Source organism: Pseudomonas sp. DW-iso3, assembly GCF_058725305.1.
Genome location: NZ_JBZXDZ010000002.1, coordinates 678,843 through 692,705, shown reverse-complemented (window position 1 = coordinate 692,705; position 13,863 = coordinate 678,843). Strand labels below are relative to the sequence as shown.

The window sequence follows — 13,863 nt, the reverse complement described above, 5'->3', positions numbered from 1 at the left end:
CATGGACATGAGAATCCGGCAATGACGCAGATTTTCAGGCGCTCGGCCGATACCTGGCTGCGCGTAGGACTGTTGCTGCTGATCGCCGGGCTCTCGGGAGGTTTGCTTGTGGCGTTGACTCTGGACAGCACCGACTACCGCACCGGGCGTAGCTGGGTGGTCGAGCAGCCGTTGCCCTTCAGCCATGCCCACCATGCGGGCGAACTCAAGATCGACTGCCGTTATTGCCACAGCGCGGTGCAATCCTCCGCGATGGCCAGCCTGCCACCCACCGAAACCTGCATGAGTTGTCATTCCCAGGTATGGACACACGCCGATGTGCTGGAGCCGTTGCGCAAGAGCCTGCGTGAACTTGAGCCCCTGCATTGGCAACGCGTCGCCAAGCTGGCGGATTACGTGTATTTCCATCACGGCGTCCATGTGAACGCCGGCGTCGGCTGCAGTGAATGCCATGGTCAGGTCGACCGCATGCAACTGATGTTCAAGGCGCAACCGTTGAACATGGGCCAGTGCCTGGCCTGTCACCGTGACCCGGCGCCCCATCTGCGTCCCCTGGAGCAGGTCACCAATATGCAGTGGAAACCTTCCGAGGACCGTCGCCAATTGGGTGAGCGCGTGATGACCGCGCGGCACATCGATACCCGGGGCCTTACCGACTGCGGGACGTGCCACCGATGAGTAAGCCGCTTGACTTCTCCGTTTTGCGTGAACAACTGGCCGGACTTGAGGGACAGGCTTATTGGCGCGGGCTTGAGGCGCTTGCCGAGTCCCCTGACGCTCAAGCACTGATAGAGGCGGAATTTGCAGGTGTGGCGCCTCTGATGGATCGACGGCGTTTCCTGCAGTTGATGGCGGCGTCCATCGCCATGGTGGGGTTGGCCGCCTGTGGCAAGACCCCGGAACAGGCGGTGACGGCGGTCAGTCAGCCGGTCAACCTGACGCCAGGCGTGCCGGCCTGGTACGCCACCGCCATCCCGTTTGGCGGTGTTGCCCAGCCCGTGTTGGGCAAGACCGTTGCAGGCAGACCGATCAAGCTTGAAGGCAACCCGGACCATCCCGTCTCGGGCGGCGCCTGCGATGCTTTTACTCAAGCGGCGATCCTGCAACTCTATGATCCGGACCGTTCCCAGGCGCCGCGTTTCAAAGGCCGCGAAGCCAGTTGGCCGGATGTGCGCGCGGCGTTGGCCCATGAGCAGCAGGTGTTGGACCGCGCTCGTGGCAAGGGCTTGCACATCGTCTGCGGGGCCAGCAGTTCACCGACCCTCAAGCGCCAGCTCGACCAGTTGCAACAACGCTGGCCTGAGGCGCGCCTGTACCATGGCGAAGCCTTTGCCGAGACGGCCGCCCTGCGAGCCAGCGAACGCGCGTTCGGTCAGCCATTGGCCGCGCAGGTTCACCTGGAACAGGCCGAGGTTCTGGTGTGCCTGGAATATGACCCGCTGGGCAGCGGTCCGTATCAGACGGTGCTCCAGCGCGGCTGGGCTGAACGCCGCCGCCAGGCAGCGAACGGTGAGGGCGCCGCGTTGGTGTTCGTGGCTGAAAGTGTTCCGAGCCTCACCGGCGCTGCCGCCACCGCGCGCTTGCCCACGGCGCCGTCGCAGTTGCCCGGCCTGCTGCTTGCGCTGAGCCAGGCGCTGGGCCAGGACCTGCCCGGAACGCCGCGCCTGAACTCGGCGCAACGGCAGTGGGTGCAGGACGCCGTCGCTGCGCTCAAGGCCCACCCTGGGCGCGGCCTGATCGGTATCAGCCAGCAGGCATCCGAGGCGTTGCAGGCGCAGGTCATGCAGCTTAACCAGCGCTTGGGGCACGCAGGCCAAACGTTGGACTGGCAGGTGCCGAGGTTATTGGGTTACGAGCCCAATCAATCGTGGGGTTCGCTTGCGCAACTGAGCCAGGAAGCGGTGACTCATTTGCTGATACTCGACTGCAACCCGGTGCTAAATGCCTACCTGCAAAATGTGCTGCCCCAGGTGCCATTTCGCTTGCATGCCGGGCTTTACTACGACGAAAGCGCCGCGCAGTGCCATTGGCACCTGCCGCTCAATCATGCGCTGGACGGTTGGAGCGATGGCCGCGCGGCGGACGGCAGTGCCTGCATCGTCCAGCCGCTGATCGAACCGATGTATTCGACGCGCACCTTGCATCAGGTCCTCGAGTTGCTGATGCACTCAACCGAGGCCGATGCCTTGGCGCTGGTGCGCGCAACCTGGGCGCATATCGCGCAGCAACAATGGCGCGAGGCATTGGCCAATGGCTGGATTGAACCGGCCCCAGCGCCAGTCAAGGTGGAGGAAATAACGCCAATTACCCTCGCGGCGGCCGACGTCGGCGAAGGATTAGAGGCCGTAATCCGTCCCGACCCGACCGTGTGGGACGGGCGTTTCGCCAACTCCGGCTGGCTGCAGGAATTGCCCAAGCCCATCAGCACCCTGACTTGGACCAATGTGATCGGGCTTTCGCCACACCTGGCCGAACAGTTGGGCGTGAGCAATGGCGACGGTATAGAGGTAACACTGGCGGAGCAGACCGTGCGCGGACCGGCCTGGGTTGAACCTGGGCAGGCCGGCCAGGTCATTGCCTTATACACCGGCTACGGTCGCAGCCACGCCGGGCGCGTCGGTGATGGCCTGGGTTACGCGGTGAAGCCCACTGAGCAATTCTCCGTCAGTGCCTCCCTGCGAAGCACCGGCGAGCACTTTCCCTTGGCGGCCACCCAGTCACATCACCGGTTGCCTGAAGCGCAGGAACCGCCCATCCGTGTGGTCTCACGCGCCAAACCACAACTCGCGACCCAGGCCATTCCCGCGTCGCTCTACAGCCCGGTGGCCGACAGCGGCCCGCAGTGGGGCATGGTCATTGATCTGGACCTGTGCACCGGCTGCAATGCCTGTGTGGTGGCCTGCCAGGCCGAGAACAACATCGCCGTGGTCGGCGCCGAGCAGGTCGCGCAGGGGCGCAGCATGCACTGGCTGCGCATCGACCATTATTACCAGGGGCCGTTGGAGGCCCCGCGTTCGCGCTTCCAGCCATTGCCCTGCATGCACTGCGAGCAGGCGCCCTGCGAAACCGGTTGCCCGGTCAACGCCACCGTGCATAGCCGCGATGGCTTGAACCAGATGGTCTACAACCGCTGCATAGGCACACGCACGTGCGCTTCTTACTGCCCGTACAAAGTGCGGCGCTTCAATTGGCTGGACTGGAGCGCCGACGCCGCGCCGTCGATTCACGCCCAACGTAACCCCGAGGTGACGGTACGCTCCCGCGGCGTGATGGAGAAATGCACGTACTGCATCCAACGCATCAGCAACGCCCGCACGAACGACAAGCAACACGGCGACGATTTCGACCCCTCTGCGGTGGTCACCGCTTGCCAGCAAACCTGCCCCAGCCAGGCCATCCAGTTTGGCGACATCAACGCCCCCGCCAGCGCTGTCAGCCTCGCGCGCCGCGATCCCCGCCATTACCGCTTGCTGGGAGCCCTCGGCACCCGGCCGCGCACCAGTTATCTGGCGCGCATTGAGGAGGAGGGCGCCGGCGATGAAGGCTGAGCCGCTGCTGCACGCCACCGGGCATTTCCTGCCAAAGGATTTGAGCGACCAGCAGGTGTCGCGGCAGGTGTTCGGGCCATTGCAGCAGTTCCCCCGGCGCGTTGCCTGGCGCTGGATGTTCGGTGTCGGCCTGGTGTTGTTGCTGGTGTACCTGGGCTCGGTCGCTGTGCTGCTGCGCAATGGCGTGGGCATGTGGGGCAATAATCAGCCGGTGCATTGGGGCTTTGGCATCCTCAATTACATCTGGTGGCTGGGGATCGGCCACGCGGGCACGTTTATCTCGGCCTTGCTGTTGCTGATCGAGCGGCCCTGGCGCCATACCCTCAATCGGCTGGCGGAGCTGATGACGCTGATGGCGGTGATCTGCGCCGCGCTATACCCGATCCTGCACCTGGGCCGTCCCTGGCTGTTCTACTGGACCATGCCCTACCCGAATGAAATGGGCTTATGGCCGCAATTCAAAAGCCCGACGGCCTGGGACATGTTTGCGATCCTGTCGTACCTCACGGTGTCGGTGCTGTTCCTGATGGTGGGTGCCGTTCCGGATTTTGCTAGCGCCCGTGATCGGGCCCGGACGCCGCTGCGCCAGGTGGTTTATGGCTTGCTGGCGCTCGGCTGGCGTGGGTCGCAGCAGCATTGGGCGCTGTGGCGGCGCACAACGCGGGTGTTGGCGATCCTCGCGATACCGCTGGTGTTTGCGGTGTCGAGTGGCTATTCGTTTTTGCTGACCATGGGCACCCAGAGCGGTTGGCACTCCACCTTGTTTCCCGCTTATTTCGTGGCCGGTGCGGTGTTTTCCGGGTTCGCCCTGGTGGCGCTGCTGGCGATTGCCGTGCGCTGGCTACTGTGCATCCAAAGCCTGATCACCCAACGCCATCTGGACATGCTCGGGCGTCTGTTGCTAGCCACCGGCTGTATGACCACCTACGGGTATCTGGCCGATCTGTTCATGCCGTTCTACAGCGGCGACGCCCATGAAATCGAGGTACTGCTTGCGCGCATCAGCGGCGCGCATGCCTGGAGTTTCTGGTTGGCGATCGTCTGCAATGTCGGGGTGCTCCAGGCGCTCTGGTGGCGAAACGTGCGCCAAAGCCCGCCGCGATTGGCACTCGTGGCGCTGGCCGTGCTGGTGGGGATGTGGGCCGAGCGTTTCATGCTGCTGATCCCGCCGCAGACGCGTGATCTGCTGGTTTCCAGTTGGGGCGATTACACGCCGTCCCTGTGGGACTGGACGTTGTTTATCGGCAGTTTCGGGGTGTTTCTGGTGCCCTATAGCCTGTTCCTGCGCTATGTGCCGATGGTCTCCGCGTTCGAGGTCAAGCAGGCGCTGCATCAGGAGCGCGGCGATGGCTGAGTGCCTGGGTTTACTCGCGCGGTTCCCGGCGCCCCAGCCCCTGGTGGATGCCGCCGTGTGCGCGTGGGGCCTGGGTTATCGGCGGCTGGATGCCTTCGCGCCGTTTGCGCTGCAAGCCTTGGAGCCGGTATTGGCGGTCGACGCCAGGCGAGTAGGGCGCATGGCCTGCCTGGGGGCCGGGCTGGGCATCGTCCTGGCGCTGGTGATGCAGATCGGCTCGGTATGGGCCTATCCCTTGAACATCGGCGGGCGCCCCTTGGTGGCGTTGCCTTCATTCGCTGTGGTGACGTTTCTGTTTGCCGTGGTATTTGCAGCAACGGCGGCTGTGTTGACGTTGTTGCTGTGCAGTCGCCTGCCGCGCTTGCATCATCCGTTGTTCGGCGTCGAGGGGTTTGAAGGTGCCAGCGATGATGGGTTTTTCTTGTTTATCGATGCGCGCGACCCGCTGTTTGACGCACACCAGACCCACGCCTGGCTGGCCGAACGCGCGCAGAGCGTGCAGGAAGTGGCGCCATGAATGCCTGGCCATGGGCATTGAGCCTGATGCTGCTGTGCAGCGGCTGCGATGACATGTCACGCCAGGCCAAGGTACTCGAACAGCGCGCCGGCGCGTTGTTTGGCAATGGTCGCCAGCCTCCCGCCGGCAGTGTGGCGCGCGGGCAACTGCAACGTGAAGCGCTGGCCCGACAACGGCCGGCCCTGAGTGCGGACTTGCTGGCACGCGGCGAGGCGGGTTATCAAACATTCTGCACGCCGTGCCATGGCCTGGGCGGGCTCGGCGATGGGCTGGTGGTGGGCCGTGGTTTTCCGGCACCGCCGTCGTTTATCGAACCGCGGTTGCTGAACGCCCCCGATGACCAACTGATGCAGGTGATTGCCGACGGGCGAGGCTTGATGTACGGCTACGCGTCGCGCATTCAGCCCGATGAGCGCTGGGCGATTGTCGCCCACTTGCGTGTGCTGCAGTTGAGCCAGCACGCCGACCTGCAAACGCTGCCGCCGACTGTGCGGCAGGCCTTCGAGGAGTCCGGCCAATGAGCCGGTGGTGGTTGCTGGCTGCCGCCATCGGCCTTGCCGTGCTCGGCGTATGGCAGCCTGCCTGGGTCGGTGCGGGCGCCCTGGCGGCAGCGGTCAATGGCAGCAATATCGCGCTGGGTTGCCTGCTGCTTGCGTTGCTGACGCCTCTGGTCAGCGGTCGCTGGCAGCCTTTGCTGGATCCCGGCAGCCGCTTGGGGGCAAGCGCTGTGTTGTTGATCATCCCGATGCTGTTGCCGGTGCTGGTCACGATGACCTGGGTGTACCCGTGGTTCGATCAGAAGGCTCCGGGTTTTCGTGGCCTGTGGTTATCGCCGTGGTTTTTTGTGTTACGCACTCTGGTGTACGGCGGGCTTGCCTGGGTGTTACACGGCTGGGTGGGTAAGCGCAGTGCTGCGGGGTTGATCCTGTACGCGCTGATGGCGAGCCTGGCCGCCGTGGACTGGCTGATGTCGTTGCAGGCGGGGTTTGTCTCCAGCGTGTTCGGCCTGTTGTTGATTGCCCGGCAACTGCTCGACGGCCTGGCCTTCGCCGGGCTGTGTGTGTTGTGCTGGAACGTGGTGCTGCTGCCCGCACGCCAGTGTGTGCTGTTGCGCGGTCTGCTGGTAAGCGCCTTGGCGTTCTGGATCTACGTGCAGTTCATGCAGTACCTGATTATCTGGTCGGTGGACCTGGCGCATGAAACAGCCTGGTACCGCGTGCGCGAGACGGGTGGGTGGGGCGCACTGACGGCGCTGTTGGTCGCCGGGCAACTGGTGTGCCTGGTGGTACTCGCGTCGCCATGGGGCGGGCGAATGAATGTGTTGACGTGGGGCTGTGCGGCGATCTTGTTGTTGGGGGTTGTCGAGTCGATGTGGATCAGCCTGCCTTCGATTTTTCCCGAGGCGACCCTTGGCATGCTCCTCACCGCGGTGCTGTGCCAGGGGGTATATGCCGCGGGCTTGTTTGCCGTGTGGCGGCGGCAGTGGCAAAGGAGGCGCCATGACCGCTGAATACCAGCCCAACGATTTTGACGGTAAAAAAGCCGCCCGGGTAATGGTGCTGCTGGGTGTGGCCATAGCCCTGAGCCTGGGCGGCGTGGCCTGGTTGTTGAGCGGCTATCGTCAACAGGTGCAACAACCGCCGATGAGCACACTGGAACGCCAGCGCCTATTGCCCCCTGAGCCGCGTCTACAAGCTGATCCCCGGCAGGCGGGTGAGCGGCAACTGGCCCGCCAGCGTCTGCACTTGGACAGTTATGGCTGGGTCGACCGTGAGCATCACATCGTGCACCTGCCCTTGGCACAGGCCCGGCAATTGCTGCTGCAGCGAGGCTGGCCTGATGAGCATTGAGCGCCTGCTGATGGTCGTCGTACTGGTGTGCTGTTGGCTGCCGCTAGCGGGCGCCGCGCAGCCATTCGACCCCTTTACCGCCGCCGGAATCGACACGGCACACGTCGGCCGTTCCTTGGCGCTCGACAGTCGCTTCACCGACCAACAGGGCCGCTCGGTGCGTCTGGGCGACCTGCTCAACGGCCAGCCTACATTGCTGGTGCCGTTGTACTACCGTTGCCCGAATGTCTGCGGGGCGGCGCTCTCGACCCTGTTCAGCCAACTGGTCAACCAGCCTTATCGCCTGGGCCGTGACTTCCAGGTGATCGCCTTCAGTTTCGACCCCCGCGAAGACGTGGGCGCCGCCCGGGAAGAGTTGGCCAAGCTCAGCCAGCACTGGCCAGCACTGGCTGACGAACCTGGCGTGCATCTGCTGACTGGCGATGCGTCGGCCAGCCAGGCCTTGGCGGACTCGATCGGCTTCGGCTATCGCTTCGACCCGCAACAGCGGCAATACGCCCACAGCTCGGCAGTCGCGGTGGTAACGGGTGATGGGCGCCTGTCGCGCTGGCTCTACGGCCTGGGCTATCAGACCAGCGACCTGCGCCTGGCATTGACCGAGGCCGGGCAGGGCAAGTTGGGGGCCATCAAGGAACAACTGTTATTGCTGTGCTACCACTACGACCCGCAGAGCGGCACCTACAGCAGCCGGATCATTCTGCTGCTGCAAGTGGCAGGCGTGGCCACGGTGCTGGTGCTCGGCCTGCTGATTTTGCGGGCGGTGCGGCGCGAACGTCGGGAGGCGCGATGAACGAACACTTTCTGCGCCTGTGGCCGGCACAAGCCTCGGACTACGCGGTATCGGTCGACTGGCTGGTGATCGGCTTCACCGCCATGATGGCGCTGTTCGTGGTGCCGGTTTTCGTCGCGCTGTGGGTGTTTATCTGGCGCTATCGGCGCGGCCGTCCGGCCGACCGCGACCATCGCCCGCAAAGTAATCTGCCTATCGAGCTGGCCTGGATCATCTTGCCGTTCATAGGTTCGCTGGTGGTCTTCCTGTTGTCGGCGCGGCTGTTTTTCATCGCCCGCACGCCGCCGGAGGATGCGCTGGAAGTGCAGGTCACCGCGCGCCAATGGATGTGGAAATTCCAGCACCAGGGCGGTCAGCGGGAGATCAACACCCTGCACGTGCCGGCCCGGCGCCCGGTGAAGTTGACCATGATTTCCGAAGACGTGATCCACAGCCTGTTTTTTCCCAGTCTGCGTATCAAGCAAGACGTGTTGCCGGGGCGCTACAGCATGTTGTGGTTCCAGGCCGAGCACAGCGGCACCTACGAGGTGTATTGCGCCGAATACTGCGGCACCGACCACGCGGCAATGCTGGCGCGCCTGGTGGTGCTCAACCCCGCCGATTACGAGCACTGGCTGGCAGACAACGGCAGCAGCGCCGACCTTGCCCGTCAGGGCGAGACCCTGTATCGCCAATACGGTTGCGCCAGTTGCCACGACTCAGGCAACGCGCCGCCGCTGGCCGGGGTGTTCAACCGTTCGGTGCAACTGGCCGACGGCAGCCAGGTAAAAGCTGATGAAGCCTACCTGCGCGACAGCATCCTGTTGCCGCAAAAACAGTTGGTAGCCGGCTACCTGCCGATCATGCCGACCTACAGCAATCTGTTGGATGAAGAGGCCGTGCAGCGGCTTGTCGCTTACCTGCGCGAACTTCCGGAGAAACACCAATGAGCCAACCCAGCTATTTGCATGCACAGGGCCTGCGGTCATGGTTGCTGACCCGCGATCACAAACGTATTGCGGTGCTGTACATGCTCACCGTGACCTTCTTTTTCTTTGCCGGCGGACTGGCGGCGAGCCTGATCCGCATTGAACTGGTCACGCCGGAAGGGGATTTGCTCACCGCCGATGGCTACAACCGCGCGTTTACCCTGCACGGGGTGATCATGGTGTGGTTTTTCCTGATTCCGTCGATTCCGAGCGTGTTCGGCAACTTCCTGGTGCCGATCATGATCGGCGCCAAAGACATGGCATTTCCGCGCCTGAACCTGTTCAGTTGGTACTTGCTGCTGGGTGGCGGCCTGTTCACCTTGCTGGCGCTGCTGCTCGGCGGGGTAGACACCGGCTGGACCTTCTACACGCCGTTGTCGACGATGTTCAGCAACGGCCATGTGGTGGCGGTGATCTGCGGCGTATTCATTGCCGGGTTTTCGTCGATATTCACCGGCGTCAATATCATCGCCACCGTGCATACCTTGCGCGCGCCCGGCATGACGTGGATGCGCTTGCCACTGTTCATCTGGTCGATGTACGCCACCTCGATCATTCTGGTGCTGGCCACGCCCGTGCTGGCGATCACCCTGGTGCTGGTGGCCGCCGAGCACCTGTTCAACATCGGTGTGTTCGACCCGAAACTGGGCGGCGACCCGCTGCTGTTCCAGCATCTGTTCTGGTTCTACAGCCACCCGGCGGTGTACATCATGATTCTGCCGGCCATGGGGGTGGTCAGCGAGTTGATCACGGCGGCAGGGCACAAGCGCATTTTCGGCTACCGCTTTGTCGCCTGGTCCAGCGTGGCGATTGCGGTGATCGGCTTTCTAGTGTGGGGCCATCATATGTTTGTCGCCGGGCAGTCGATGTATGCCAGCCTGGTGTTCTCATTGTTGAGTTTTCTGGTGGCGATTCCGTCGGCGATCAAGGCCTATAACTGGAGTGCCACGCTGTACAAAAGCGACTTGACCCTGCATGCGCCGTTTCTGTTTGCGTTGACGTTTATCGGGTTATTTATCGTCGGCGGCGTCACCGGGCTGTTCCTCGCGCTGCTGGCCGCCGACCTGCATGCCCATGACACCTATTTTGTGGTCGCGCACTTCCACTACATCATGGTCGGCGCCGCCGTGGCCGGGTACTTCGGGGCCTTGCATTTTTGGTGGCCGAAGATCACCGGCCGACTTTACTCGCAACTGTGGGGCAAGATCACCGCGATCCTGATTTTCTGCGGCTTCAACCTGACGTTTTTCCCGCAGTTTCTCCTGGGTTACCTGGGCATGCCGCGTCGCTATCACAGTTACGATCCGGACTTTCAGTTCCTCAACGTGATGTCGTCCGCCGGGGCTTCGATCCTGGCGCTGGCCTACGTGTTGCCATTTTTCTACCTGCTCGGCTCCCTGCGCTGGGGCGAGCGGGCGCCGATCAATCCGTGGGAGGCGGCCGGGCTGGAGTGGCGCGTGGCTTCGCCGCCGCCGCTGCACAACTTCGAAGCGCCGGTGACGGTGGATTTCGAGGCCTACGATTATTCCCCAGGGGCCCGCCGTGATCCGCTCTGACGAGAGGCCCGCCGACCCGTTCGTGGCCTGGGCCCAGCAACGCGAGGCCGCCCGCCTGGGCATGTGGCTGTTCCTGGCCAGCGAAGCGATGATGTTCGGCAGCCTGATCATGGTGGCGTGGTTCTTTCGGCTGCGTCATCCGGACGGGGTGGCGGAGGCCGTGGCGGGCCTGCATTACCTGTTGGCGACGGGCAATACAGTCCTGTTGTTGACCAGCAGTTTGTTGATGACCCTGGCCGCCAGCGAGCCACGCCGGGTGGGCTGGTGTCTGCTGGGTGCGGCCGTATTGGGCGTGTTGTTCCTGGGCTGCAAAGGTATTGAATACGGCCTGGAGATCCACGAAGGCGTGCTGCCCGGCTTTACCGATCACTCAACCTGGCAGGCGCCGTCGGCGCAGTTGTTCATGAACCTGTACTTCATCGCCACGGCGCTGCACGGGCTGCATGTGTTGATCGCGGTCGGCCTGGCCCTGTGGCTGTACAGCGCGTTGAAACGCGACCGGTTGGCGCCTCACCAGCGCGCGATGCGCCTGGAAATGATCAGCCTGTATTGGCACCTGGTGGACGGGATCTGGATCCTGTTGTTTCCCACCCTTTACCTGGTGGGGCGTTGATATGAGCAAGGCGGGCGCGTTGAAAGTCTATGGAGCGCTGCTGCTGTTGCTGGCCGTGCAGATACTGTGCGTTCGCTATCAGCCCGGGGGCGGCGGCGTGATCATGCTCGCCGCCGCCGGCCAGTTCCTGCTGTTGTTGCTGTTCTATTTAGGGCTTTACCGGCACCGCGGCTGGGTACGCCTGTTTGGATGGGTGTACCTGCTGTGGTTGCTGGTAATGGTGGTGTTCATCCTGGGTGAGTCGGCGACGCGCTGAGCCGCACCGGCACCGATTTGGCGGCAGGCACCTTGCTGCGTTCAGCGTGGTGCCAAAGCGGCACCAGCGGGTTGCATTCGGGGTAATACGCGGCGGCGCAGCCTTCGGGAATGTCGTAGGCGATGATTTCGAATGGCCCGACCTGGCGCGTGACCTCCGGTTCGATGGCAGTGGTCAACATTACCTGCGCGCCGGGCGTGAAGCCCAGGCGCACGATGTCGTTGCAGTGCATGAAAATCACCTCGCGCGTGCCGCTGACCCCGCGAAAGCGATCGTCATAACCGTAAATGGTGGTGTTGAACTGATCGTTGCTGCGCAGCGTCATCAGTTGCAGGACATCCCGTGCCGGTTGCGCAAGGTTCACGTCGTCATCTTCGGCCAGGGTCACGGGCTTGACGAACTGCGCCTTTCCGCTCGGGGTCAGCCACTTGCGCTGCGCGGCGGCAATCGGGCGATGGAAGCCGCCAGGCTCGGTCATACGGCTTTCCATGTCGTGGAATATCTGCGGGTAGATCTGCCCGATGGCCGTGCGGACCTTGGCGTAGTCGGTGCTCCAGGCCTGCCAATCGATGTTGCAGGGATGGGAGAGGGTGGCCACGGCCAGCCCGGCGACGATGCTGGCTTCGGCGCGCACATGAGGGCCGACCGGCTCGCTGCTGCCACGCCAGCTGTGGATGCAGCCGGTGCTGTCTTCTGTGGTGTAGCTTTGCGCCACGCCATTTTGCCGGTCTATTTCGATGCGACCCAGGCATGGCAGCAGCCACTGGTGACGCGCTGGCAGCAAGTGCGTGCGGTTGAGCTTGGTGGCGACTTGTACGTTCAGGTGCAACCCTTGCCAGGCGGGCTCCATGCGTGAGGTGTCCGGAATTGCCCGCAGAAAGTTGCCGCCCAGGCCGACAAAACCGCGCACCTGGCCGCTGAGAATTCCTTCGCACGCATCCACCGTGCACACGCCCATTTTCTCTGGCACCTTGAAGCCGAAGTGCTGCTCGATCAACTCCGCCGGTACTTTTTTCGGGTCTTCGGTAATGCCCACCGTGCGCTGGCCTTGCACATTGGAGTGGCCGCGCACCGGGCAGATCCCGGCACCGGCCTTGCCGATATTGCCGCGCAGCAGCAGCAGGTTGACCAGCATCTGCACGTTGGCCACGCCGTGTCGATGTTGGGTCAGCCCCATGCCGTAGACGAACATCACGCGTTGGCTGTGGGCATACACGGTCGCGGCGGCTTCCAGTGCGCCGCGCGTCAGCCCGCTCTGGTGCTCCAGGTGTGCCCAAGTACAACCACGCACGTAGGTGGTGAAGACTTCGAAGCCTTCGGTGTGGCGGGCGATGAAGTCATGATCGAGTACGGCCGGGCTGCCTTGTTCGGTGGCGAGGTCATCCATTTCCAGCAACGCCTTGGCAATACCGGTGAGCGCTGCCGTATCACCGCCGATTGCCACCTGATGGTACTGGGTGCTGATCAAGGTCGAGTCGGGCGTGAGCATTTCCGTGGGGGACTGCGGGTTGACGAAACGCTCCAAACCGCGTTCGCGCAGGGGGTTGAAGGTGATGATGGGCACATCGCGTCGACGCACGTCCTGCAGTTGATGCAGCATCCGCGGGCTATTGCTGCCGACGTTCTGGCCAAAGAAAAACAGGCAATCGGTGTGCTCGAAGTCTGCCAGGGTCACGGTGCCCACCGGCACGCCGATGCTTTCCTGCAACCCTACCGAGGTGCTTTCGTGGCACATGTTGGAGCTGTCGGGCAGGTTGTTGGTGCCGTAGGCGCGCGCGAACAACTGGTACATGAATGAGGTTTCCAGCGACGCTCGCCCGGAGGCATAGAACACCACGCTGTCGGGGTCCATGGCCTTGAGTTGGGCGCCGATTTCACGGTAGGCCTCTTCCCAGGAGGTTTCCCGGTAATGATCAGTGTCGGGGTCGTAGCGTAGCGGGTGGGTCAGGCGGCCATGCTGCTCCAGTGCATAGTCGGGCCAGGTACGCAGGTCGCTGAGGCTGTGCTCGGCAAAGAACGCCGGGTCTGTCTTGAGGGACGTCAGTTCCCAGGCGGTGGCCTTGGCGCCGTTCTCGCAGAACTCCAGCGCATGGGGATGGCCGGGCTTGGCCCAGGCGCAACTGACGCACGCAAACCCGTCGGGCTTGTTCTGTTTGAACAGCGCGGCGGGCGCCTTGGCCAGCGCTTGTTCGCGCCACAGGATCTGCATCACCGACTTGGCCGAACCCCAACCGCCACAGGCATTGGTATAGGGCTGGAAATGGCTTTTGGGGTAGATAAGCATCAGGCACTCCCGGGTCTTGGCTGAATACAGTTGGGACGGGCCGGTAGACGCAAAGGTTCGAGTGGATTCGTGGGTGGAAGATGCCGTTTGTCAGTGTTGCTCGATATCAAGTGAACCCATGGACATC

At 63.3% G+C, this 13,863-nt stretch carries 13 protein-coding genes; 12 read left to right on the top strand and 1 reads right to left on the bottom strand.

The genetic code is table 11. The features are described from left to right. Window positions 1-21 precede the first annotated feature (21 nt). Genes AC4PS7_RS08970 through AC4PS7_RS08915 form a run of 12 tightly spaced genes read left to right on the top strand, consistent with a single transcriptional unit; the run spans window position 22 to window position 11,452 of the window. Window positions 22-678 (top strand): cytochrome c3 family protein, encoded by a 657-nt coding sequence (locus AC4PS7_RS08970; RefSeq protein WP_123477355.1) that lies wholly within the window; start codon window positions 22-24, stop codon window positions 676-678. Next, complete coding sequence (locus AC4PS7_RS08965; protein ID WP_350487623.1) at window positions 675-3,548, top strand: TAT-variant-translocated molybdopterin oxidoreductase; 2,874 nt, start codon at window positions 675-677, stop codon at window positions 3,546-3,548. Before AC4PS7_RS08970 ends, AC4PS7_RS08965 begins: the two co-directional genes overlap by 4 nt. After that, entirely contained in the window at window positions 3,538-4,902 is a 1,365-nt protein-coding gene (gene nrfD, locus AC4PS7_RS08960; protein ID WP_492179328.1) for an NrfD/PsrC family molybdoenzyme membrane anchor subunit, read from the top strand. The genes AC4PS7_RS08965 and nrfD overlap by 11 nt, the downstream gene beginning before the upstream one ends. Beyond that, complete coding sequence (locus AC4PS7_RS08955) at window positions 4,895-5,419, top strand: DUF3341 domain-containing protein (protein ID WP_185035912.1); 525 nt, start codon at window positions 4,895-4,897, stop codon at window positions 5,417-5,419. Before nrfD ends, AC4PS7_RS08955 begins: the two co-directional genes overlap by 8 nt. After that, on the top strand, window positions 5,416-5,940 hold the full coding sequence (locus AC4PS7_RS08950) for a c-type cytochrome (protein ID WP_123477363.1): 525 nt from the start codon (window positions 5,416-5,418) through the stop codon (window positions 5,938-5,940). The genes AC4PS7_RS08955 and AC4PS7_RS08950 overlap by 4 nt, the downstream gene beginning before the upstream one ends. Then, window positions 5,937-6,929: a hypothetical protein gene (locus AC4PS7_RS08945; RefSeq protein WP_350487622.1), complete on the top strand. Its 993-nt coding sequence runs from the start codon at window positions 5,937-5,939 to the stop codon at window positions 6,927-6,929. The genes AC4PS7_RS08950 and AC4PS7_RS08945 overlap by 4 nt, the downstream gene beginning before the upstream one ends. Next, window positions 6,919-7,269, top strand: a complete 351-nt coding sequence (locus AC4PS7_RS08940; RefSeq protein ID WP_122307211.1) for a hypothetical protein — start codon at window positions 6,919-6,921, stop codon at window positions 7,267-7,269. Before AC4PS7_RS08945 ends, AC4PS7_RS08940 begins: the two co-directional genes overlap by 11 nt. Beyond that, window positions 7,259-8,059 (top strand): SCO family protein, encoded by an 801-nt coding sequence (locus AC4PS7_RS08935; RefSeq protein ID WP_123477367.1) that lies wholly within the window; start codon window positions 7,259-7,261, stop codon window positions 8,057-8,059. Before AC4PS7_RS08940 ends, AC4PS7_RS08935 begins: the two co-directional genes overlap by 11 nt. Beyond that, entirely contained in the window at window positions 8,056-8,988 is a 933-nt protein-coding gene (gene coxB, locus AC4PS7_RS08930; protein ID WP_027616416.1) for a cytochrome c oxidase subunit II, read from the top strand. The genes AC4PS7_RS08935 and coxB overlap by 4 nt, the downstream gene beginning before the upstream one ends. After that, window positions 8,985-10,583 carry a cytochrome c oxidase subunit I gene (locus tag AC4PS7_RS08925; RefSeq protein WP_069787806.1) on the top strand — a complete coding sequence of 533 codons (1,599 nt, stop codon included), beginning with the start codon at window positions 8,985-8,987 and terminating at the stop codon, window positions 10,581-10,583. The genes coxB and AC4PS7_RS08925 overlap by 4 nt, the downstream gene beginning before the upstream one ends. Next, the gene (locus AC4PS7_RS08920) at window positions 10,570-11,196 is read left to right on the top strand and encodes a cytochrome c oxidase subunit 3 (protein ID WP_123477371.1); all 627 of its coding nucleotides are present in this window, start codon (window positions 10,570-10,572) and stop codon (window positions 11,194-11,196) included. Before AC4PS7_RS08925 ends, AC4PS7_RS08920 begins: the two co-directional genes overlap by 14 nt. Window position 11,197: 1 nt before the next feature. Beyond that, a complete protein-coding gene (locus AC4PS7_RS08915) occupies window positions 11,198-11,452 on the top strand; it encodes a hypothetical protein (RefSeq protein WP_123477373.1) in 255 nt (84 codons plus the stop codon). Here AC4PS7_RS08915 and AC4PS7_RS08910 read toward each other — a convergent pair. Continuing rightward, complete coding sequence (locus tag AC4PS7_RS08910; protein WP_123477375.1) at window positions 11,424-13,736, bottom strand: FdhF/YdeP family oxidoreductase; 2,313 nt, start codon at window positions 13,734-13,736, stop codon at window positions 11,424-11,426. The genes AC4PS7_RS08915 and AC4PS7_RS08910 overlap by 29 nt on opposite strands. Between the last annotated feature and the right edge of the window lie 127 nt (window positions 13,737-13,863).

Bases quoted from the DNA above. Each gene is read 5' to 3' on its own strand.
- AC4PS7_RS08970 (WP_123477355.1), top strand. From the start codon at position 22: ATGACGCAGATTTTCAGGCGCTCGGCCGATACCTGGCTGCGCGTAGGA.
- AC4PS7_RS08965 (WP_350487623.1), top strand. From the start codon at position 675: ATGAGTAAGCCGCTTGACTTCTCCGTTTTGCGTGAACAACTGGCCGGA.
- nrfD (WP_492179328.1), top strand. From the start codon at position 3,538: ATGAAGGCTGAGCCGCTGCTGCACGCCACCGGGCATTTCCTGCCAAAG.
- AC4PS7_RS08955 (WP_185035912.1), top strand. From the start codon at position 4,895: ATGGCTGAGTGCCTGGGTTTACTCGCGCGGTTCCCGGCGCCCCAGCCC.
- AC4PS7_RS08950 (WP_123477363.1), top strand. From the start codon at position 5,416: ATGAATGCCTGGCCATGGGCATTGAGCCTGATGCTGCTGTGCAGCGGC.
- AC4PS7_RS08945 (WP_350487622.1), top strand. From the start codon at position 5,937: ATGAGCCGGTGGTGGTTGCTGGCTGCCGCCATCGGCCTTGCCGTGCTC.
- AC4PS7_RS08940 (WP_122307211.1), top strand. From the start codon at position 6,919: ATGACCGCTGAATACCAGCCCAACGATTTTGACGGTAAAAAAGCCGCC.
- AC4PS7_RS08935 (WP_123477367.1), top strand. From the start codon at position 7,259: ATGAGCATTGAGCGCCTGCTGATGGTCGTCGTACTGGTGTGCTGTTGG.
- coxB (WP_027616416.1), top strand. From the start codon at position 8,056: ATGAACGAACACTTTCTGCGCCTGTGGCCGGCACAAGCCTCGGACTAC.
- AC4PS7_RS08925 (WP_069787806.1), top strand. From the start codon at position 8,985: ATGAGCCAACCCAGCTATTTGCATGCACAGGGCCTGCGGTCATGGTTG.
- AC4PS7_RS08915 (WP_123477373.1), top strand. From the start codon at position 11,198: ATGAGCAAGGCGGGCGCGTTGAAAGTCTATGGAGCGCTGCTGCTGTTG.
- AC4PS7_RS08910 (WP_123477375.1), bottom strand. From the start codon at position 13,736: ATGCTTATCTACCCCAAAAGCCATTTCCAGCCCTATACCAATGCCTGT.